The 19,822-nt window shown below is 62.1% G+C and carries 17 protein-coding genes; 9 read left to right on the top strand and 8 right to left on the bottom strand.

The genetic code is table 11. The features are described from left to right. Positions 1 to 181: 181 nt before the first annotated feature. Both B5483_RS10530 and B5483_RS23175 read right to left on the bottom strand, forming a co-directional pair. Complete coding sequence (locus B5483_RS10530) at positions 182 to 820, bottom strand: isochorismatase family protein (RefSeq protein ID WP_079730266.1); 639 nt, start codon at positions 818 to 820, stop codon at positions 182 to 184. Then, a complete protein-coding gene (locus B5483_RS23175; protein WP_176167997.1) occupies positions 810 to 986 on the bottom strand; it encodes a hypothetical protein in 177 nt (58 codons plus the stop codon). The genes B5483_RS10530 and B5483_RS23175 overlap by 11 nt, the downstream gene beginning before the upstream one ends. A 220-nt stretch (positions 987 to 1,206) precedes the next feature. Here B5483_RS23175 and B5483_RS10525 point away from each other — a divergent pair, with 220 nt between their 5' ends. The 4 genes from B5483_RS10525 (at position 1,207) to B5483_RS10510 (ending at position 7,740) form a co-directional block, all read left to right on the top strand. Continuing rightward, positions 1,207 to 2,082, top strand: coding sequence for a helix-turn-helix domain-containing protein (locus tag B5483_RS10525; RefSeq protein ID WP_079730265.1), 876 nt, complete (start codon positions 1,207 to 1,209; stop codon positions 2,080 to 2,082). 248 nt (positions 2,083 to 2,330) lie between these two features. Further along, positions 2,331 to 4,547, top strand: coding sequence for a catalase/peroxidase HPI (gene katG, locus B5483_RS10520; protein ID WP_079730264.1), 2,217 nt, complete (start codon positions 2,331 to 2,333; stop codon positions 4,545 to 4,547). Between the two features lie 283 nt (positions 4,548 to 4,830). Next, positions 4,831 to 6,267, top strand: coding sequence for a hypothetical protein (locus tag B5483_RS10515; RefSeq protein ID WP_079730263.1), 1,437 nt, complete (start codon positions 4,831 to 4,833; stop codon positions 6,265 to 6,267). Positions 6,268 to 6,510: 243 nt separating this feature from the next. Continuing rightward, a complete protein-coding gene (locus B5483_RS10510) occupies positions 6,511 to 7,740 on the top strand; it encodes a cell wall hydrolase (protein ID WP_245828938.1) in 1,230 nt (409 codons plus the stop codon). 165 nt (positions 7,741 to 7,905) lie between these two features. Here B5483_RS10510 and B5483_RS10505 read toward each other — a convergent pair whose 3' ends face one another. Both B5483_RS10505 and B5483_RS10500 read right to left on the bottom strand, forming a co-directional pair. Continuing rightward, entirely contained in the window at positions 7,906 to 8,571 is a 666-nt protein-coding gene (locus tag B5483_RS10505; RefSeq protein WP_054947673.1) for a response regulator transcription factor, read from the bottom strand. A gap of 299 nt (positions 8,572 to 8,870) precedes the next feature. After that, positions 8,871 to 9,476 (bottom strand): polysaccharide biosynthesis/export family protein, encoded by a 606-nt coding sequence (locus B5483_RS10500; RefSeq protein ID WP_079730261.1) that lies wholly within the window; start codon positions 9,474 to 9,476, stop codon positions 8,871 to 8,873. Positions 9,477 to 9,779: 303 nt separating this feature from the next. Here B5483_RS10500 and B5483_RS10495 point away from each other — a divergent pair, with 303 nt between their 5' ends. Further along, the gene (locus B5483_RS10495; protein WP_054947671.1) at positions 9,780 to 10,574 is read left to right on the top strand and encodes a sugar transferase; all 795 of its coding nucleotides are present in this window, start codon (positions 9,780 to 9,782) and stop codon (positions 10,572 to 10,574) included. 13 nt (positions 10,575 to 10,587) lie between these two features. Here B5483_RS10495 and B5483_RS23170 read toward each other — a convergent pair whose 3' ends face one another. Next, positions 10,588 to 10,728 (bottom strand): hypothetical protein, encoded by a 141-nt coding sequence (locus B5483_RS23170; protein ID WP_156367400.1) that lies wholly within the window; start codon positions 10,726 to 10,728, stop codon positions 10,588 to 10,590. 49 nt (positions 10,729 to 10,777) lie between these two features. Here B5483_RS23170 and B5483_RS10490 point away from each other — a divergent pair, with 49 nt between their 5' ends. From B5483_RS10490 to B5483_RS10475, 4 genes are all read left to right on the top strand, one after another. After that, a complete protein-coding gene (locus B5483_RS10490) occupies positions 10,778 to 12,253 on the top strand; it encodes an outer membrane beta-barrel protein (RefSeq protein WP_245828935.1) in 1,476 nt (491 codons plus the stop codon). Between the two features lie 55 nt (positions 12,254 to 12,308). After that, positions 12,309 to 14,450 carry a GumC family protein gene (locus B5483_RS10485; RefSeq protein ID WP_054944343.1) on the top strand — a complete coding sequence of 714 codons (2,142 nt, stop codon included), beginning with the start codon at positions 12,309 to 12,311 and terminating at the stop codon, positions 14,448 to 14,450. Then, the gene (locus tag B5483_RS10480) at positions 14,447 to 15,601 is read left to right on the top strand and encodes a glycosyltransferase (protein ID WP_079730260.1); all 1,155 of its coding nucleotides are present in this window, start codon (positions 14,447 to 14,449) and stop codon (positions 15,599 to 15,601) included. The genes B5483_RS10485 and B5483_RS10480 overlap by 4 nt, the downstream gene beginning before the upstream one ends. A gap of 462 nt (positions 15,602 to 16,063) precedes the next feature. Continuing rightward, a complete protein-coding gene (locus tag B5483_RS10475) occupies positions 16,064 to 16,294 on the top strand; it encodes a hypothetical protein (RefSeq protein ID WP_079730259.1) in 231 nt (76 codons plus the stop codon). A 119-nt stretch (positions 16,295 to 16,413) separates the two neighbouring features. Here B5483_RS10475 and B5483_RS10470 read toward each other — a convergent pair whose 3' ends face one another. Genes B5483_RS10470 through B5483_RS10460 form a run of 3 tightly spaced genes read right to left on the bottom strand, consistent with a single transcriptional unit; the run spans position 16,414 to position 19,554 of the window. Beyond that, on the bottom strand, positions 16,414 to 17,361 hold the full coding sequence (locus B5483_RS10470) for a glycosyltransferase family 8 protein (RefSeq protein WP_079730258.1): 948 nt from the start codon (positions 17,359 to 17,361) through the stop codon (positions 16,414 to 16,416). Then, positions 17,331 to 18,473, bottom strand: a complete 1,143-nt coding sequence (locus B5483_RS10465; protein WP_245828932.1) for an aspartyl/asparaginyl beta-hydroxylase domain-containing protein — start codon at positions 18,471 to 18,473, stop codon at positions 17,331 to 17,333. Before B5483_RS10465 ends, B5483_RS10470 begins: the two co-directional genes overlap by 31 nt. Next, the gene (locus B5483_RS10460) at positions 18,460 to 19,554 is read right to left on the bottom strand and encodes a GNAT family N-acetyltransferase (RefSeq protein WP_079730257.1); all 1,095 of its coding nucleotides are present in this window, start codon (positions 19,552 to 19,554) and stop codon (positions 18,460 to 18,462) included. The genes B5483_RS10465 and B5483_RS10460 overlap by 14 nt, the downstream gene beginning before the upstream one ends. Positions 19,555 to 19,822: the final 268 nt, after the last annotated feature.

Here is a 19,822-nt window from a genome sequence, read left to right as displayed (position 1 = left end):
CAAGCAGGATGAGCTGCCGGTCGCCACCGGGGGCCGGCTGCCGAGAATGGGAGCGGGACACGTCCCGTGCCAAACCTTTTGCACCTGCGTTTGGTTGCTGTCCCGGCAGGCTTGGAGCGGCGCGGTTACGACAACTTGCCGCGCAGCGCCCGAACAGCTTTCCAGACGTTGGGAAGTCGCTTCAGGCCGATGTGGCGCGAATGACGTCCAGCGCCGCCTCGGCGTCGATGACCTCACCGATCTTGGCACGGATATCGAACAGGTTGCCGTCGTGCGGGCGCGGATCGCGGTCGGCGCAGGCATCGGCAACGACGAGCGGCACGAACCCGTGGCACAGCGCATCGAGCGCGCTGGCCCTCACGCAGCCGGAAGTCGAATAGCCACCGATCAGCAGGGTATCGATGCCTTCCGCGACCAGCATCGGCGCCAGTGCGGTGCCGAAGAATGCAGAAGGATAGAACTTGGTGAGCACGCGGTCGCCCGGCTTCGGCGTCAGTTCCTCGGGGAAGGCGCCCAGCGGCGAGCCGGCCATGAAGTTGCGCAGGCCCGGCACCTTGCGGAAGAACATCCCGCCTTCCTTGCCATCGACATATTCGACATTGGTCAGGATTACCGGCACCCCGGCCTTGCGCGCGGCTTCGGCCAGGCGCACCGCCTGCGCCAACGCTGCCTCACCCCGTGCATAGAGCGGCGATTCCGGATCGAGATAGGCCATGACCATGTCGACGAGCAGCAGGGCCGGCCGCTTGCCGGACTCCAGGCCACCGCCGAACCCTGCACCTGCGTAGTCGTTGTCGAGATCGGATTTTTCAGCAGCCATATTTTGCCCCTTGAGCCGGCAGCGTCTGCGCGCCGGTCAGTCCGTTGAGATCATGAAGCACTCCGGTCTCCTCACGCAAGCCCGCGCTGGAATGGACCGAAAAATGACCGTCCGGCTGACCCGGCGCACGCGTGACGAGCGGTTGCAGGCCGCGGGCATCGTCCATCGGAGGCACCTCGGCAAACCGGCAGGAAACCTGATCGCATGGCGGGTCAGTTCAAGCCGACCTCGAGCCTCCCGACGGAACCTGAAAGGTGTGAAGTCAAAAAATTTGTCACCAGTGTGTAAGATTTGTAGCATTGGTGAACTCCTCTCTCCTCTCTCCTCTCTCCTCTCTCCTCTCTCCTCTCTCCTCTCCCAACCGCAAACAAACGGAACATCAGCGCATGGCTTCATCCGCGATTATCCCGCTCAATCGCAGATCGTACGAAATTCCAGAGACTGCCAACGACGCCGAAGACAACGCAACAAGCGGTCGCGGCATCCCCATCCGGGCCATCAGCCGCGCAATCAGTGTCCTCCAGGCGATCAACCGCGCGGGTTCGCTGAACATGATGGAAATCTCGCAAGCCTCGCGGGTTCCCTATCCCACGGCCTGCCGGATTGTGCAGACCTTGTTGCATGAAGGGCTGCTTGAACGAGAGGAAGGCCGCAAGCATTATCGGCCGACCGCGCTTGTCCAGACACTTTCCCACGGTTTCCAGGCCCATGGAGAGCTCGTCCGGACCGTACGCCCGCATATCGCCCAACTGACGCATGAGATCGGCTGGCCCATTTCCCTTTCGACCCATGTCGGGAGCAACATGGTCCTGCGCGATTCAACCCATTCGCTGACCTCGCTGACCTACAACGACTATCATCCCGGCTACACGATGCCGCTCCTCGACTGCGCGGCGGGACTGGTCCACCTCGCTTTCTGTCCGGCAGAAGAACGCGATACCATTCTCGATAACCTCGACCGTTTCGGGGACGACGAGACGCACAATCTGCTTCAGCTCCTGCGCGAAGGGGGGCTGATCGATACCGTGCACAGCAGCGGTTATGCGGCACGCGGCTACAACCGCTTCACCCTCAACCCCGGCAAGACCTCATCGATTGCCGTACCGCTTCTTGTCGGCAGGCAAATCAAGGGTTGCCTGTCCGTTGCCTTCTTCGCCACGACGATCGACATGCGCGACGCCATACGCGAACTTCTGCCGAAGTTGCGGACCTGCGCCCAGACGATTGGCAAGGAACTCACCGGGGCAAACCTCGAAGCCTGAATACGGCATCAATACGCAAATTTAAGCACATTGCTGCGCCCGCCCACAAGCGGCGCAGCAATGCCGCACTACGAAATCTGCAATAAAGTGCAATAACGCACAAAGCGCCATTCGGATAACCGACTGATTTCGTTTATCTATCGAAAAACCCGATCACTCTGAGCAGTTTGATCTGTTTTCCGGCCTGACCGCATCTCGCTAACCAGGTGTCCTCCCAGCGAAAAAGTCTGCAAACGGAGGGGATACTCATGAGAAAGACGTCGATTTCCGCGCTCGCCATATTGGCGGCCGCCATGGCTCCCGCAATGGCAGTCACACCAGCCCAGGCCGAAGAAGAGGCCATATCGAACCGCGACTGGTGGCCCAACCGGCTTGACCTGAGTGCGCTTCGCCAGACCGAAGCCGGCGCCAATCCCTATGGCACGAACTTCGACTACGCCGCCGAATTCGCGACGCTGGATCTGGCCGCGGTCAAGAGGGACATCGACACCGCCCTCACCACTCCGCAGTCCTGGTGGCCCGCCGACTATGGCAATTACGGCCCCTTCTTCATCCGCATGGCCTGGCACAGTGCCGGCACCTACCGAGTAGGTGACGGGCGCGGCGGTTCGGCCGGTGGCGAACAGCGCTTCGAACCGCTCAATTCCTGGCCCGACAATGTAAGCCTCGACAAGGCCCGCCGCCTGCTCTGGCCGATCAAGCGGAAGTACGGACGCAAGATCTCCTGGGGCGACCTGATGGTGCTGGCCGGCAACGTCGCGCTGGAGAACATGGGCTTCCAGACCATCGGCTTCGCCGGCGGCCGTGCGGACGCCTGGGAGCCCGACCTCGTGTTCTGGGGCCCGGAGAAGAAATGGCTCGACGACAAGCGGCGTGACGGCAAGGGCGGTCTCAAGGGGCCGCTGGCGGCCACCCAGATGGGCCTGATCTACGTGAACCCGGAAGGCCCGAACGGCAATCCCGACCCCATCGCCGCGGCCGCCGACATCCGGCTCGCCTTCGGCAACATGGCCATGGACGACGAGGAAACCGTTGCGCTGATCGCTGGTGGCCACACGTTCGGCAAGGCCCATGGCGCCCACAAGCCGGAGGAATGCGTCGGCGCGGATCCGTCTGGTGCCCCCACCGAACAGCAGGGCTTCGGCTGGGTCAACAAGTGCGGCAAGGGCAATGCCGAGGACACCGTAACCAGTGGCCTCGAAGGCGCGTGGTCGGCCAATCCGATAGCCTTCACCACCCAGTACCTCGACAACCTGTTCGGCTTCGACTGGGTACAGACGCGCAGTCCGGCGGGCGCTATCCAGTGGATCCCCAGTGACGAGAGTGCCTCGGCCCTGGTTCCCGACGCCCACAGGCCGGACGTGCGCCACGCGCCGATCATGTTCACCACCGACCTGTCGCTGAAACAAGATCCCGGTTTCCGCAAGATCGCCCAGAGCTTCCACGAAGATCCGGATCTGTTTGCCAAGGCCTTTGCCCGGGCGTGGTTCAAGCTGACCCACCGCGACATGGGTCCCAGCGCGCGCTACCTCGGCGCAGAATCTCCCAAGGAGAGCTTCACCTGGCAGGATCCGCTGCCCAAGGCGACTTATGCCATGATCGAGCCTGCAGACGTTTCGGCGCTCAAGGCCAAGATCCTCGGTACCGGCCTGAGCGGACGGGAACTGGTCAAGGCGGCCTGGGCCTCAGCCTCGACCTTCCGCGGCACCGACATGCGCGGCGGCGCCAATGGCGCCCGGGTACGGCTCGATCCCGCCAAGGGCTGGGAAGTCAACGACCCCGCCGAACTGGCCGCGGTCCTGACGAAGCTTCAGGGCGTGCAGAAGGACTTCAACCGCTCTGCCAAAGGCGGCAAGCAGGTCTCGCTCGCCGACCTCGTCGTGCTGGGCGGAAATGCCGCGATCGAACAGGCGGCACAAAAGGCCGGCCACACCGTCGTCGTGCCGTTCACGCCCGGCCGCGTCGATGCGACCCAGGCGCAGACCGATGTCGCCTCGTTCGAATACCTCAAGCCCAAGGCCGACGGGTTCCGCAACTACTACAGCACGGAAAGCAGCCTTTCACCGGCCGAGATGCTCGTTGACAAGGCGGACATGCTGAACCTGACTGTGCCGGAAATGACTGTCCTCGTCGGCGGCATGCGCGCACTTGACGCCAATACAGGTCACACGGCCAACGGCGTCTTCACCAGCCGTCCGGGCCAGCTGACCAACGATTTCTTCGTCAACCTGCTCGACATGTCGACGAAGTGGTCGAAGTCCGAGAAATCCCCCGGGCTCTACGAAGGCCATGACCGCATCAGCGGCATGCTCAAGTGGACAGCGACACCGGTAGACCTCGTGTTCGGTTCGAATTCCGAACTGCGAGCCGTCGCCGAGGCCTATGCCGCCGACGATGCCCGAGAGATGTTCGTGAACCACTTCGTCGCAGCGTGGACCAAGGTGATGAACAACGATCGGTTCTAGGCGCTCTGCGGGTCGCGACCGGGCGAGGCGGCGGCGGTATTCCCTCCTGCCGCCGCCGAGCTTGGATCCAAAGCAAGATCTCGAACCAATTACCTGGCCCCGACAACCGGCTGAGCAAGCCAGGACAACCGCTATTCCTGGGTTCCCAAAGCCCGATTCTTCGCCCTTTGGAGTAAGCCCGAGGGCTTACTTGTGCCCTTGTGATCACAATGAGACCATAGCGGCATCGGGGGAGTACGAATCCTACCAGTGCGACAGTCTCCCGGCGCCGAGGGTCATTTGCATGGTCTATCCTTCTGAACTGTCAGACTGGCGAGCGCAGGGGCCGCTCGACGAGGAGGCAATGATGGATGGTCAGGACGAAGGTGCCGGGGAACGGTTCAACAAGGTAGCCGCGTTGGCCTACGCCCGCTGGGAGGCCCTTCGCGAAGATGACGAGTTGCCCTCGATCGCACACAGCGCGATCGAGGAAACCCGCCTGTTCACGCCCAACTGCGTGCAGGTGGCATGGGATCCGGAAGTCACCTTGCCGACGATCTCCTATCTTGGCGAAGATCTGGCGCCACAATTGGCGGAGATCTCCGGCGATCCCTGGCCGAACCTCCCGATCGAGAACCCGATAGTCGTGCTGCTGCATCGTATTTCGCAGCAGGCTGTCGAAGAAGCCGATGCGACGGAGTTCAGGGAATGCGTGACGGACAGCAATGGCATGACGAGGGAATGTCGGGGACTGGCCCTGCCCTTTCTCGGGCGCGAGCGCGGGACATTTCTGGTCGACGTCATGTTTAATCTCGACCAGCCCATGCAGCCGCTCGAACAGGCCGAGGAGCTCGGCGAACTCCTGCTCGAGCAAGAGTTCAATCCGGAAGAGATGCCGCGCCTGGCCAAGGCCCCGCAGCAGCCACCGGTGCTTTTCGTATGCGTCTCCGGGGATCGCGACCAGATTGCCAAAGCGCAGCCGACCCGCCCCTCCGAAGCGACGATGAAGCCCTATCTCCTGCCGATCAGTGCCGAGATCCCGACCAAGGACGAAGCTGGCTCAGGCACGCTCCAAGAGGAAGAACCGCTCCTCCTGACCGAGACGTTCGAAGCGCCATCGGCAGACGAAAGCCTGCTGATCAACTACGACGAGTTCCTGATGTCGCTCGAAGAGGCGCGGCAACAGGTCGAAGCGGCCAGTTCGAGCGAAGAACGTTCGCATGTCGCGCTCTACAAGGCGATCGGTGCCGCCTACGACTTTTCCCTCTACGCTCTTGACGCGCCGGACAGGCTGGAGCGCATGGTGATGGAAGCGGGCCTGACGATGCAGGCACGCGCGCCGATGACGCCGATCGTCAAGCTGGTATTCGGCAGCCATTACGACCGCTCGCGCCTCGCCGAATATGCAACGGCACTGGCTCATGGCCGGCGCAAGGGCGTGACGGCCGGCGGCTTCGTCGATTACCTGCTCGCCTACGAGGGCGGGCTCAAGGGGATCGTCAAGACGGAACGCGCGCGCAAGCGCAAGGTCGGGGCCCCGCGCCAGTCGAAACTGGAAAAGATCGAAAGCAAGCTGCGGGCGCTTCCCGCAGTGCCCGCCCAAGCGATTACACCGGAAGGCGAGGAGTTTGCACTGGTGATCGCTCGCCGCATGCCCGACGGCACCATTGCGCTGCTCGGCGAAGTGCCGAACGACGAAAAGCTGCTCTGTACGGCCGCACAGAAGCTTCTGAAGTCATAGGCTTTCGTTGGGGCCGACCGTATTGGCTTAACGGCGGCCGGTGCCCGTACCCCTTTCGCGTAGAGGCTACCGAATCCGGCCATGACCTGCTTCACGAGCTAGGCCCGCGACGCGGAATAAAGGGGCATACCCAAGGAACTATCCCCAGTCCTGCGGCACTTATCGCCCACTACTTCGAACGCTCCGCTGCCTACTCCAAAAGCTCGCTGGCAAGCCAATCCGATCAACCGCATCCTCCCTCCCGTGAAGTTCACCGCCCCCCCAGGTCTCGCCCGTTCGCGCATGGCGGCAACGCCGGCCAAACACGTGAAGCAGATGCTCGTCGACCGCGAAACGAAGTATGCGGTCGCGGGGGTCGTTCCCGTTTTCGTGATGGTGATGATGCTGGCCCACAGCGCCAGCCCGGCACCGGCGCGCCACGAGGCGATACCGCGGCTCGGCGATACCGTTGCCCCGGCATCGGCCAGGCCCGTAAAGATGGTCCAAGCCGCGCCGACCGTGGCAGACTGGGGCCACATGCCGCAACAACCGGCCATGCTGACCGTGACTTATGCCAAGCCCCGCAGCGCGGCGCCGTTCTTCTACAAGGGAACGACCGACGACCGCGAACGTGCGGTCAATTGCCTTGCCGCCGCTGCCTGGTACGAGGCCGGAAACGATCCAGAGGGACAAAGGTCGGTGATGCAGGTCGTGCTCAACCGCGTCCGCCATCCCACCTTTCCCAGCTCCGTATGCGGCGTCGTGTTCGAAGGCAGCGAACGCACCACCGGATGCCAATTCACGTTCACCTGCGACGGATCGATGCAGCGCCGCTTCCCGTCGGCGCAGCAATGGTCACTGGCCCAGAAGCTGGCGGAAAAAGCCCTGACCGGCTCGGTCGACGATACCGTTGGCCAGGCCACACACTACCATGCGGACTACGTCTCGCCCTGGTGGAGCGGCGCCCTGCAGCAGGTCAGCCAGATCGGTGCCCATATCTTCTACCGCTGGCCGGGCGGCCAGGGCCATCTTGCCCGAAACCGGAATGCGGGCGCCGAGGCGAATGAAGCCGAACTGGCGCAAGGCCGGCCACGGCCGGAAACGCAGGGTGAAGCCACCGCGCTTCTCGCTCCGCAAATGGCTACGCTCGATGCGGCAGCGAGCGCCCCGGTCATCCCCGTCGGCGTCAGCCAGGCCCAGTTGATCGGGCTTGACCCGAACTCGCCGAGTAGCCCCTGGGCCGTAACCGCCCTGAGCCAGTGCCTGAAAAAGCCGGCCTGCACGGTCATGGGATACGGGCAAGGCCTCGAACTGAGCCGCAACACGAACCTCGTGCCGGCGCAGATGGAGCGACCGCTGTTTCTCTTCGTGCGCGATCGCGCGTCGGGAATGGAAGTGATCCTGTGGGATTGCGACCGAACTGCCAGGCCCAGTGAGGATCAGTGCCTGCCGAAGGATCGAAAGTCGCTCGATCAGCTCATGCGCAACCGCTGAACACCGGCGCTGTCCAAGGCTTTTTCGCAATAATCGAGATATCCTGCAGCCCGGCGCGCCTTCTCACGAATATACGCCTGCCCTGAACAGGAAAAGGCGGGCCGGGTATGGCCCGCCTATTCAAGAGCCGGTGACGGGCCGCCCAAGACGCGCCCGGACCTGTCCTCAGGCATGCAGTTCCATGTCGGACAGCCCGCGCGAGCTGGCCCAGATCGCAGCCTGCGTCCGGTTGTGGACGTTGAGCTTGCGAAGGATGGCCTTCACATGGACCTTCACCGTCGCTTCGCAAACCATGAGTTCGCGAGCGATGACCTTGTTCGAATAGCCTGCCATCAGGCAGCACAGAACATCGAGTTCGCGCGGCGAAAGACGCGCTCGGTTGACTTCCTCGTCCGGCTTTTCCGCAGTACGCAGGATCGGCGTGAATGTCTGCTGCTCGAACACATCGACAAGGTCGGGCGGCAGTACGCGTTCACCCATGGCGGCGAGCCGCAAGGATGTCATCAGCGGCAATGCCTTCATCGAGCGCACAATATACCCCTGTGCACCGGACTGGAAGCATTCCAGCATCGTATTGAAGTCGAATCGCTCCGACAGGATGACGACGGGAACGGTATCGAACCGCGCCTTCAACTTCTGCACCGCATCAGACTGGTCGTCTGCGGCAATTCCATCGAGAACGAAAAAGAACTCGGCTCCGAAATCCTGCTTCTCGAGGTCCTTTATGGCCCCGTAGGAACCGATGATGTTGAAGCCCTCGGACTTCAGGATATTACCCAGGCCTTCCCTGGTTATTTCGCATTCACTTACTAAACAGACGTCCCTGTACATGTGCAGTCCCCCCGATTGACCCCGCAGGGCATTACCACGGCCCAGCAGAATGCCGGACCGATCGGAAGCGCGACTCCATTTCTCTTATGCTGAGACGATGCGGCAACCTGATATAGGAATCAACTATCAGCTAACATGCTTAGTCGTATTATGGGACAGGCGCGTCAGATTCCCCAATTAAAAGGACGCCTTTACATTAGTTTAACGCCGATATAACTCTTTCTGGGTATACCCGAACAAGGAGTAAACGAGTCCAGATTTGGATCAGTTTGCAACCCCCGGTTAACGGGTACTTGTGATCAGAAGAACGATTCCTGGATGATGATGGTGTCTCCCGGTGCAATCTTCAGCGGCGTTCCGTCCAGCTTGATTCGCGTGGCGCCTTTCGCGCTCTGGCGCTGAAGCTTGATCACGCGCTTGTTGGCGCGCGCCGTAAAGCCTCCCGCCTTCGCTACCGCCTGATTGAGCGTAAGTTCCCCGCTATAGGGATATTCGCCCGGCTTGGTCACTTCGCCGAGGATGTAGAAGGGCCGGTGCTCGGTCACTTCGACGGCTACCTTGGGAACGAGGACATAGCCCCCTTTCTGCAACCGGTTGGAAATCGCATTGGCCAGTTCACTTGTGGTCAGCCCGTTGACATCGACAGGGTCGATGAGCGGAAAGGCCACGGCGCCATCGTCGCCCACCTCATAGTCGCCGGTGAGTGTAGGCTCATCGAACACCGTAATACGCAGCTTGTCGCCGGTCGAAACCTGATAGCCGGATATGAGCCCGGCATTCGCTTCCTGCGCCGACGTGAGCGGCAGGCCCGCCTGAGCCGGCGCCGCCACGAGCAGGGTGCCCAGAACGATTCCCGAAAGAAGCAGGTGGGGCCTTTTGCCAAGTCTGCGATCCTGGGGGCGCATCAACGATCTCCTCAATCCCGAAATGCAACGAACGGGGACGCGGAATCACTTGTCGTGTCTCGCGTATGGCTATCGTAACCGCCAATTAAACGGCCCGAAACGACCATTTAGAGCGAACGGGAACATCTCCCGGACGACCGGTTTAGCCTCATTGGGTAGAAAAGCGCTACACCGGATGCCCGGTTGTGCAGCACCCTAATCTGGGAAATCGTCAGAGTGCGATCTGCGCTCATTCTTGAACGCAGATGGGTGGCAGGGATTACTGGTCGAATAGATCGAGAGATGCACACATCTAGCAAAGACATGTCACGCAAAGGGAGCGAGGGGGATCAAGCATATGGCTCCTGTATTGCCGTGGCATCGTCCAGCGCGGCCGAGGCGGCCCTGATCTCGAAACCGCGACTCGAGACGGTGCGCAGCACTCCCGCAGCTGCCGACAGTGCAGTTCGCGCCGCCAGGATCATCGCCACGCAAAGCGGGGACCCTCCACACTTCGGCCTTTGCCGGATCCGCGACATCGTCTGCGCCCTCGCCCTTATCATCCTGCTGCTTCCCGTATTCGTTGTATTGATCGCGGTCATCCTGATAAACGACCCCGGCCCGCCGATCTTCGCGCACCAGCGGGTTGGCAAGAACGGCCAGCCCTTCAAGTGTTACAAACTGCGTTCGATGTACTGCGACGCGCAGGAGCGGCTTGTCGTGCTGCTGGCGAAGAATCCGAAGATGCGGCGCGAGTGGGAAGCGATGCACAAGCTTACCGAGGACCCGCGCGTCACGCCGCTGGGCGACTTCCTGCGCCGCACCAGCCTCGATGAGCTGCCGCAACTGTTCAACGTGCTGATGGGATCGATGACGCTTGTCGGCCCCCGGCCGATCGTCTTCGACGAACTGCATCACTACGGACGCCATGCTTCGTGCTACCTGACCTCGAAGCCCGGCCTGACCGGCCTCTGGCAGGTCACCGGACGCAGCGAAGTGTCCTATCGCCGGCGCGTGGCGACTGATCGCCTCTACGCCCGGCGCAAATCTTTCAAGCTCGATTTGCGGATCCTGCTCGCAACGGTTCCCGCCGTTCTGGCGCGCAAGGGAGCCTGGTAATGGGGGGACGAAATCAGGTGATCAGCCAGAACACCAGCGCCCACAGGGCAATGGCTGCGGGCACTGCCAGAACGAGGCCGCGCGCGAAGCTGCGGCCAGGACCTCGAGACGGCTCACGCGCAACTGAGCGCTTCTCCGTGGGCAGTTCATTCATGGCAAATACGCTATCCATCACACGTCGCGCTCTACTCCTTTTGGGCAACTTGATCCAGCCAATCTTAATCATTCCGGCTATCAAGCACGGATTCAACGCACAAAGGGGGAAGGAGTTTCGCAAATCCACGGGTTTCGCGACGAATCGCACCCCTATTTCGACGTCTCGAACCGTCGACCTGCTGGAAATTGCCCCGCTGATCCTGCGCCTCGCTTTCTCCAAGGGAGAGCAGCGCGAAAGGCTGGTCCAGCACGTGATCTACGTGGGCATGCCGCAGGACAACCGCAGCAGGCCCTCGCTGGCAGCGCGCGGCGCCATTTTCCTCGCCCTTTTCGCCATGCCGCGTGTCGCCTCGGCGCAGGCGGTCGACGTTGTCGAGACGCCCACCGACATCTTCGAGCCGGAACGCGGCGCCGGCATACCCATTTCCGGCAGCCTGTTCCTTTACAACACTTCGGCCCTCCAGGGCATTTACGATTCCAATATCTACAACGTCGAACAGAACCGGACCAACGACACCAGCGCCCTCCTCCAGTCCGAATTTCATCTGACGACGAACCTCGCCCGTCACGAAGTGGGCGTGCGCGCCGGCGTTACGACCCGCAAATATTCGGACACGTCCGCCGAAAACTCCACCACCTACCATGTCGACGGACACGCCCATCTCGACCTCGGCGACCGCATCGACGTCTATGCTCGGGGCGGGTATCTGCGCGGAATCGAGATACGCGGCACTGCCGGGGACCAGTTCCTGACCGATCGCCCGGTCCGCTTCGACGACAAGTACATCGAGGGCAGCATCGAACGCACCGGCGGCATTCTGGAAGCCGGGCTTGCCGGTTCCTTCACCCGGCGCAAATACCTCAACGCCAGCATCAACGACACAAGCATCGACCTGAGCTTCCGCGACGCCGAGATCAAGAAGGCCACGCTCAAGGCCAGCTATCGCCTTTCCCCGGTCATGCGGCTTTACAGCGAATTCTCGGTCAACGACGTCACCTACGACCAGAACCTCGGCGTTTCGCGCGATTCCAAGGGCTATTCGGCACTGGCCGGCATCCACTACGAAGTCAGCAAGCTGGTCGATGTGATCGCCGCTGTCGGCTACATTCACCAGAAGTTCGACGCACCGGGCACCAAGGCCGCAACCGGCTTGAACTACCGGGTCGAGGCGACCTGGACGCCGACGCCCAAGTGGAAGCTCACGGCCAGCGGCGAGCGCTTCGTCGACTCCAGCCCGCTCAGCGACATTCCCGCGATCGTGCGCAGCGACTTCCGGCTCAAGGTACAACGGGCACTGGGTGACAGGATGCTGGTCGAGGCAGGCGCCGTCTATACCGGCGAGGATTATCGCGGACTGTCCGGAACCGATCGCCGCTATACCGGCTACGGCAACGTCCAGTACCGCATCACCAGGAATATCTCGGCCGTGGTCGAGGGCGGCTACCGCAAACAGTCCGGCGGCGCGAGCGGCCGCAGCTACAGCGGGGCATCGGTTTCGGCCGGCATAAGGGTCGCCTTGTGACGAACCAGCCCGGCCTTACGCGTGCAGACCGCAATCCGCACGCTGGAGAATTGCAATGAGCGGATCTCGTGAAATTGTTGCGTCCGGAGCCGAACCCGGTTCGTCGGCGCTGGAAAGAACCACCGGGCGGTCGTTGGCCTCGGCTGACCGCCTCGATCTCAGCGGAAGCATCAGCTTTTTTCGGCGACGCCTGAAGATCATCATCGCCTTCGCAATTCTCGGCCTGCTAGCGGGCCTGGCGATCAGCCTGCTGTCGAAGAAAGTCTATCGCGCGGAAGCGACCGTTATGCTGGTCGAACAAAGCAGCGGATTGCCCAGTGCGGACGATACGCCGACGGCCCCGGTGCCGCTGACCAGCCAGTTGGTCGACACCCAGGTGGAGATCATCAAGTCCCGCCAGATGGCGCGCCGCGTCGCCGATGCGCTGAAGATCGACAAAGGCCTCGACGCCGAGGAGCGGCGTACGCTCTTCGATCTCATGCAGGAAAAGGTGAATGCGCAGCGCACCGGCACCAGTTTCGCGCTGACCATTTCCTACGATGCCGCAGTTCCCAGCGATGCGCGCCAGATCGTCAACGAATATGCCCACCAGTTCGCGAACTGGCAGACCTCGCAGGACGAGGAACGCAATTCGCAGATCCGCAAGCAGGTCGAGGAGCGCCTCGTCAGCCTGCGCGAACAGGCCCAGGCCGATACCAGCGCGCTGCAGCAGTACCGTATCGCCAACAACCTGCTCAGCACCTCGGGCGCATCGCTGACCGAACAGGAAATCTCGAACTACAACCTCGAGATGACGCGCGCCCGGGCCGAGTCGGCGGAAGCCAATGCGCGCCTGCAGACCGCACTGGGGCAGTTGCGTTCGGGCTCATCGGGAGACGATGTCGGCGAAGCGCTGGATTCGCCGGTTGTTTCCTCTCTGCGCACGCAGGAGGGAACGCTCGCCGGTGAAGTCGCAAGCCTGGAAGCCCGCTACGGCCCCAATCACCCGCAACTGATACGGACCCGGAATCAGCTCGCTCAGGTCCGCCAGCAGATCCAGGACGAGATCGGACGCGTGATCTCCAACTTGCGCGCAAAGAAGGACGTATCCGAAGATCGCCTGGCCTCGATCGCCGGCAGCCTTTCCCATGCCCGCTCGATGCTTGCCTCGAACAATGCGGCGATGGTCGGCCTGAGCGAGCTTGAGCGCTCCGCCGAAGCGTCTCAGGGCATCTACGAGACCTATCTGAACAGCTACAAGCAATTGCTAGCAGCCGAAGGCACCTCGAAGCCGATGGCCCGGATCCTCTCGCTTGCCAACGATCCGATGAAGCCTATCTCCCCGAACCTGAAGCTGAACCTTGCCCTGGCGCTCGTCATCGGCCTCGGGCTTGGGGTGATTGCGGCCTATATCGCCGATGCCCTGTTCCACGGCATCAAGTCGGCGCACGAAGTCGAACACGATCTGGGCGAGAACTGCCTCGCCTCGATCCCGCTGCTGGCATCCGTCCACGAAGGCAAGCCGCACGCCATATCGGCGATCCGCGACAACCCCAAGTCGGTATTCACCGAATCCTTCCGGGTGCTCAGCACGGCCATCGACCAGGCGACGATGAACCGGGCACAGGTCATCGCGATCACCTCGGCATTGCCCGGCGAAGGCAAGACGGTGCTCTCGTGCTGCCTGTCGCACGTACTGGCGGCCGACGGCGAGCGTACGATGCTTATCGACTGCGACCTGCGCCGGCGCGGGATCAGCCGCCTGCTCGATGTCGGCCCCGACCAACCGGGTCTGATCGAAGTGCTCAACGGCACTTCGCCGCTCGATGTCGAAGAGCTTCTGCGCGACCGCGTATTGTGCGTCCTGCCGCTCGGCCCCAAGTCCGATGCGCCGGACAAGCTCCTGACCGGCCAGCCCTTCATCGACCTGCTGGAGAAGCTGCGGCCGCATTTCGACCGCATCATCCTCGACCTGCCGCCGATCCTGCCGATCGCGGCCACGCGCTCAATCGCCTGCCAGGCCGATGCCGTCGTCCTAGCCGCCCATTGGTGCAAGACGTCCAGCTTTGCCATTCGCACCGCCCGCGCGCGCCTGCCCAAGAAGCTGGTCAACGTCGTGGGCGTCGCGCTCAACCAGGTCGATCTGCGCAAGAAAGCCTACTTCGACCGTGAGGACGTCTCGTTCTACTACAGCAAGTACAGCGAGTACTATTCATGAACATCGTCGCCAGCCGCAGCGACTGGCGACCATCCGCGGGCGCCGCGCCTTTCTCGCAGCCCCGCGTGGCGATCGTCCATTACTGGCTGGTCTCCATGCGCGGCGGCGAGCGGGTGCTGGAGCAGATGCTCGACCTCTATCCGCAAGCTGACATCTTCACCCACGTCTACGATCCCGATGCGGTCTCTGCGAAGATCCGGGCGGCCAAAGTCACGACGAGCTTCATCGATCGCATGCCGCTGTCGAAGAAGCTCTACCAATACTACCTGCCGCTGATGCCCATGGCCCTCGAGGAACTGGACCTGAGCGGCTACGACCTCGTCATCAGCAGCGAGGCGGGGCCGTCCAAAGGCGTCATCACCGCGCCGACCGCGCTGCACGCGTGCTACTGCCATTCACCGATGCGCTACCTGTGGGACCATTACCATCGCTACAAGAAGGAGGCGAACTGGTTGGCCCGGCGCGCCATGCCGATGATGTACCACCGGTTGCGCGCCTGGGATGTCAGCTCCAGTGCCCGCGTCGACCGCTTCGCGGCAAACTCCGAGTTTATCCGGCAGCGTATCCGCAAGGTCTGGCGGCGTGAGGCGGAAGTCATTCACCCGCCGGTCGAAACCGGTCTCTTCACGCCCTCGACCGAGATCGACGATTACTATCTCTGGGTCGGCCAGATGGTGCCCTACAAGCGCCCGGACCTTGCCGTTGACGCGTTCAATGCAAACGGGTTGCCGCTGCTGATGGTCGGCACAGGCGGCATGTCGAAAGCGCTCAAGGCGAAAGCCGGACCCAATATCCGCATCGTCGACCGGCTCGACTTTGCCGGGCTTGTCAAAGCCTACGCCCGTTGCCGCGCGCTGGTGATGACCGCTGAGGAGGATTTTGGCCTCACACCGGTCGAAACCATGGCCTCTGGCCGTCCCGTCGTCGGCTACGCGCGCGGGGGCCTGCTCGACACCGTCGAACACGGCCGGACCGGCATCTATTTCGACAGCCAGGAGACCGAGGCGCTGGTGGACGCCGTATCGACGATGGAAGCGTTCCTGCCCGAGTTCGACCCACGCCACGCGATCCAGCGCGCCGCGCAGTTCTCGCCGCAGAGTTTCGGACAGAAATTCAGGCAGTTCACCGAACTGGAGCGCGCAGCGTACTGAACAGTTGCAAGTTTCGCATGACTATGCGGGACCATCGAATGAAGCGCTGAACAACATATTGGGATGCCGTACCGATAACGAGGTTTGTGAGACCACTTGCAGAATTAAACGGAGGGTCAGCCATGCAAGTTAATAAGAGAAGGATCAGCAAGTTAGTCGCCAAAACGGGACTTATCCACGAGTCTTAGCCCATTTACCCGTTCCGCCAACGCGCCGGACGATGCTAAGAGTATTGCATAAATCAACTGTCGGGTACCTTCGGATAACGGGCGCGAAAGCCGCAGAGGCATCTATCTGCCGGTATTGCACAAGTACCGATTACCCAGTTGAAGCCGACGTCGAGCTGGGGGCCTCGGCATCATGTGTACGTGCTGCAGCAGTGCGCTTGCAGCTTGGGTTGGATGAGCGCCGATGACATCGTCTGACGATCGATCTGCAAAAATAATGAGAGGATTACAACGCTTGCTCGCAGATCAAAGTTCCTCGAACTTCGTCGACTTCGTCGAGGTGGCGGAGTCCCTGATGGATGGGTATGCCAAACTGATAAGGAATGGCTCTCCCGCGTCCACGGTCGCACTCGCCATGCTGGGCGCCACGCTCAACATGTACGAAATGCTCGGGATGCGCTCGGAGCTACCCTCACTGCTGCGTACGGTGGCAGACCAGATCGAGTCCGAAAACCGCATGAACTGAAAGCGGGCGCCGCGTGAATCGGGTTGGGGCGCACTAACCCGCGTCCGAATGCTACGCCGCGCGACATCCCGACTGCCATCGCAGTTGACGGCCCGCCACGCGCGCCGTGCTTTCAAAGCTCAATAGAGAACTGAAGCCAGTCTGGCGGAACAGTGCCGGTATTCGTTCCTGCGGCGCATGTCCCACGAGCGGAACCGGTAGAGCGCCCGCCTCGCCAGCGAAATGCTCCTGCGAAACCGGCGCAACTGCGGATATTTCTTCAGATAGTCGCGATAGACATCGTGCTCGCGCCGGCTCCACGGAAAGAACACGCCGTCCCAGGGCTTGGGGTGCGACATGTAATGAATGATAGCCGGCGCACCGTCATCGACGAGGTGCATGAACTGGCGCGGGAAGTTCCACTTGTTGGAAATCGGGATCCACGCGTCCCCCTTCACGGCATTCAGCGCCCCCTGATCGTGATAGGCCCCGCCGTTCTCAACGAAGAAATCGAAGGCCCTGCGTCCGATCCAGCCCTTGCGGTTGAACTTGATGACGCCGGAATTGAAATAGTCCTCGTGGCTCGCCCCTTTGAGGACGGAGAGCACCGGAACGTAGTCCAGTGCGGCGAGGAACTTGCCCTCGGGCACCCTGTAGTTTTCAAGATAATCGAGCGGGCCCACGACCTGCACGTCGCCGTCCAGGTAGATGATCTGCTCGTAGATTTCCGGAAGCACCGCTGGCAACAGGAGGCGCCCCATGGCGGCAATGCTGATCCGGCCGGCGAACTTCGACTTGTCGAGCACCGATAACTGCTCGGTGAAGAAGGCGCTGGTGTCCTGAAAGACGATATTCTCTCGCGCACACAGGTCCTGCGCCACGTGACGACCAACAGAGGCCTCGGTGAAGGTAATCACGACATCGGTGTCGCGCGAGCAGTGCTTGCGGGCGAGGATGGCCGCAACGAACGTCGGCAGGAAGAAGTTCTCGTCGGTGACGAATGCGATGCACTGCCTGGTCAATGTGTCACCCTTGATCCCGTGCTTGCAGTCGCAAGCTAGATTTTCGAGGCCCGGATCCAGTCGCATTCCGCCTTCGTCAATTCGGGGTGGGGAAAGTCGACCAGCAGGACGATCCGCGGCTGCGTAGAGCTGTTTTCCGCTTCGTGGGCATAGGAAGAATCGAAGATCAGCGGCTCGCCGTAACGCCACTCGCGCCGGATCCCGCCCACCTCGATGTGCCCGCCGGGCGGAACGATCAGCGGTAGGTGCAGGGTGAGGAAGACGTTGGACACGTCGCGATGCGGGCGAATGAAACCATGGGGCCCGAGGATCGAGAACATGGCATCGCGAAAGGCCGGATATCCCGGGATCGTCTTCAGCAGGACGGCCACCACCGGACACAGGGCAAGGTTCTCGGGCACTTCCTCATGCCGCTTGACGAAGCTGAAGTTGCGCCAGAAATCGCCGTCGAGGCCGACGTAGTGATAATGTTCGATCCGCGTTTCGTGATTGAGCAGGACTGCCTCCGCTTCCGCCCGCAAGTCATCCACCGCGTTGACGAATGCGGGCAGCCAGGCAAAGTCCTTCGGATCGTGCCAGGGCCTGGAAGTAAGCCCGGCGAAAGTAAAACCCTGCGGATTGGGCCGCACCGAGACCGAGGACGCGCTGTCTTCCCAGTCGATCGAGACCCTGACGCGGTCCAGTCCTGCCGACGGTCCGGTTCGCTCCAGCGCCCCGCGCATGATCGCAATGCCGGAATTGATCGCCTGCCAGCGCCGCAATGCCGAAACCAGCAGCAGTGCCGTTACCGCGGTCGGCACGAGCAGCAGGGCAAAGGAGACCAGTGAGGATTCCACGCCCGCCGGCGATGCGCGGCGGGTCACCAGGACGACCGCAGCTGTTGCGGCGATCATGCAGGCAATGGCCAGAAGCGCCGGCAACATCCACTTGCGCATGCGGACTTTGGCGCTCGTGCCCCAATAGATCTCTACCGGCTCCATCAGGGCGGACCACGCGAACCACAGCAACGCAAGGATCGCCGAAACCAGCAACAGGTGCTCGGCCATCCCTATCGGCCCGGCGAAGGAAAAGGCTTCGCCGATGAACAGGCTGATGTCGGTCAGTTCCAGCAGCAACAGCAGCAGGAACTGCAACACCAGGAAGGCAAAGATGCCGTTGAAGGATTTAACCGTTCCCATCTTGCGATCTTTCTTTGTTGCGACCTTCGATGAACTGGCTGATCTTCTTGCGCCCCATCGCGGCAACGTCCTTCACCAGGGCTGCCGCGCCCAGCAGGTTCCAGGGGTAGTAGTTGAATTTCATCCGCGGGCGTTCGCTGGAAGCCCAGAAGGCAGTCCAGCCTGCCGCCTTGCCGAGGAACTCGTAGCGCTTCAGACCGCGGCCAGCGGCCTGCTGGATGCTTTCGAGCATCAGGAGCTGGCCGGGCGAACAGCGGGCGAAGCGCTCGTCGTAGCCGATCTTGAACAGCCAGAAGCTGCCGTCGCATTCGGCGCAGATCTGGGCCGCGGCGATCTCGGGTCCGATCTTCATGAAGGCGATCCGGAAGATGCCTTCCTGTGCGGCGAGCCGGGCATAGCGGCGGAAGAAGTCGAGCTGCACCTTGTTGTCGGCAATCGCGGTGCGGGTGCGCGATTTCCAGCTCTTCGCTTCCACCTCGATCGCGCGCTCGAGCAGCACTTCAGCCTCATCGGGGCGAGGTTCGTGAAACTCGAAAGCGACTTCGCCGTCTTCCTCGGCACGGCGGCGCATCCGGCGAAAATCCGCACGTCTGCGCGAATTGAAGCGCGCGAGGGCATCCTTCCAGCTCTCGTCAAGTTCGATGTAGGGCGAACCTTCGGTCGGCGCCGTGACCAGCAGGCCGCGCCGCTGCGCCTTTGCCGCGAAGATATCCGCAAAGACCGTGCCTGCCGGCGGCTGGCCCAGCTTCACCGGCAGGCGATGGTCGAGAATGGCATCGGCAAGCCGCTCCGCCGCTTCGGCATCGGCGTAGGCCGCCTCTGCCGGTTCGGCCAGTTCCTCCGCGCCTGCCAGGAACAGGGTCGGCAACGCCCCCTTGCGAACGAAGGCGGCTATGCCCCCGTTGGTGGTAAGCAGGACGGCCTTGCGATTGCGATACATCGTCGCAAAGCAGGCCTCGTGCCAGATGAAATGCTTCATCGGGGTAGGATCGATCGGGTCCATGCCCTCCCAGATCGAACGTGGCAGCAAGGCCTCCAGTGCAGAGGCATCGCTTGCAGGCACGATGGAACCGATCTTCATAGGGCAGCCAGCTTCTCTGATTTTGACCCAATCTGAATGCGTTGCGCGAGATCCCGTCCCCCGGGACGCGCGCGGCCGTCATGGCGCATACAAGCGAACCAACTGCCTGCATGATGACCCAGCGCCTCCCACGGAGCACTTGCTGATAAGGATTAGTCCGCTTTTTCAGAGCGCTTCCCGGCTTGAAAAGGCCCTCGCGGGCGCTGTTAGCCGAGACCTGCTCACCGTCCAAAAAAGCCGGATCGTCGGCAGGGCTAACCCGGATGCG

This window comes from Novosphingobium mathurense (assembly GCF_900168325.1).
Lineage (GTDB): Bacteria > Pseudomonadota > Alphaproteobacteria > Sphingomonadales > Sphingomonadaceae > Novosphingobium > Novosphingobium mathurense.
This window is presented reverse-complemented; position numbering and strand designations above follow the sequence as displayed.

Bases quoted from the DNA above. Each gene is read 5' to 3' on its own strand.
- katG (WP_079730264.1), top strand. From the start codon at position 2,331: ATGAGAAAGACGTCGATTTCCGCGCTCGCCATATTGGCGGCCGCCATG.
- B5483_RS10505 (WP_054947673.1), bottom strand. From the start codon at position 8,571: ATGTACAGGGACGTCTGTTTAGTAAGTGAATGCGAAATAACCAGGGAA.
- B5483_RS10465 (WP_245828932.1), bottom strand. From the start codon at position 18,473: ATGGGAACGGTTAAATCCTTCAACGGCATCTTTGCCTTCCTGGTGTTG.
- B5483_RS10485 (WP_054944343.1), top strand. From the start codon at position 12,309: ATGAGCGGATCTCGTGAAATTGTTGCGTCCGGAGCCGAACCCGGTTCG.
- B5483_RS10470 (WP_079730258.1), bottom strand. From the start codon at position 17,361: ATGCGACTGGATCCGGGCCTCGAAAATCTAGCTTGCGACTGCAAGCAC.
- B5483_RS23175 (WP_176167997.1), bottom strand. From the start codon at position 986: ATGGACGATGCCCGCGGCCTGCAACCGCTCGTCACGCGTGCGCCGGGT.
- B5483_RS10525 (WP_079730265.1), top strand. From the start codon at position 1,207: ATGGCTTCATCCGCGATTATCCCGCTCAATCGCAGATCGTACGAAATT.
- B5483_RS23170 (WP_156367400.1), bottom strand. From the start codon at position 10,728: ATGAATGAACTGCCCACGGAGAAGCGCTCAGTTGCGCGTGAGCCGTCT.
- B5483_RS10460 (WP_079730257.1), bottom strand. From the start codon at position 19,554: ATGAAGATCGGTTCCATCGTGCCTGCAAGCGATGCCTCTGCACTGGAG.
- B5483_RS10530 (WP_079730266.1), bottom strand. From the start codon at position 820: ATGGCTGCTGAAAAATCCGATCTCGACAACGACTACGCAGGTGCAGGG.
- B5483_RS10480 (WP_079730260.1), top strand. From the start codon at position 14,447: ATGAACATCGTCGCCAGCCGCAGCGACTGGCGACCATCCGCGGGCGCC.
- B5483_RS10515 (WP_079730263.1), top strand. From the start codon at position 4,831: ATGGTCTATCCTTCTGAACTGTCAGACTGGCGAGCGCAGGGGCCGCTC.
- B5483_RS10500 (WP_079730261.1), bottom strand. From the start codon at position 9,476: ATGCGCCCCCAGGATCGCAGACTTGGCAAAAGGCCCCACCTGCTTCTT.
- B5483_RS10495 (WP_054947671.1), top strand. From the start codon at position 9,780: ATGTCACGCAAAGGGAGCGAGGGGGATCAAGCATATGGCTCCTGTATT.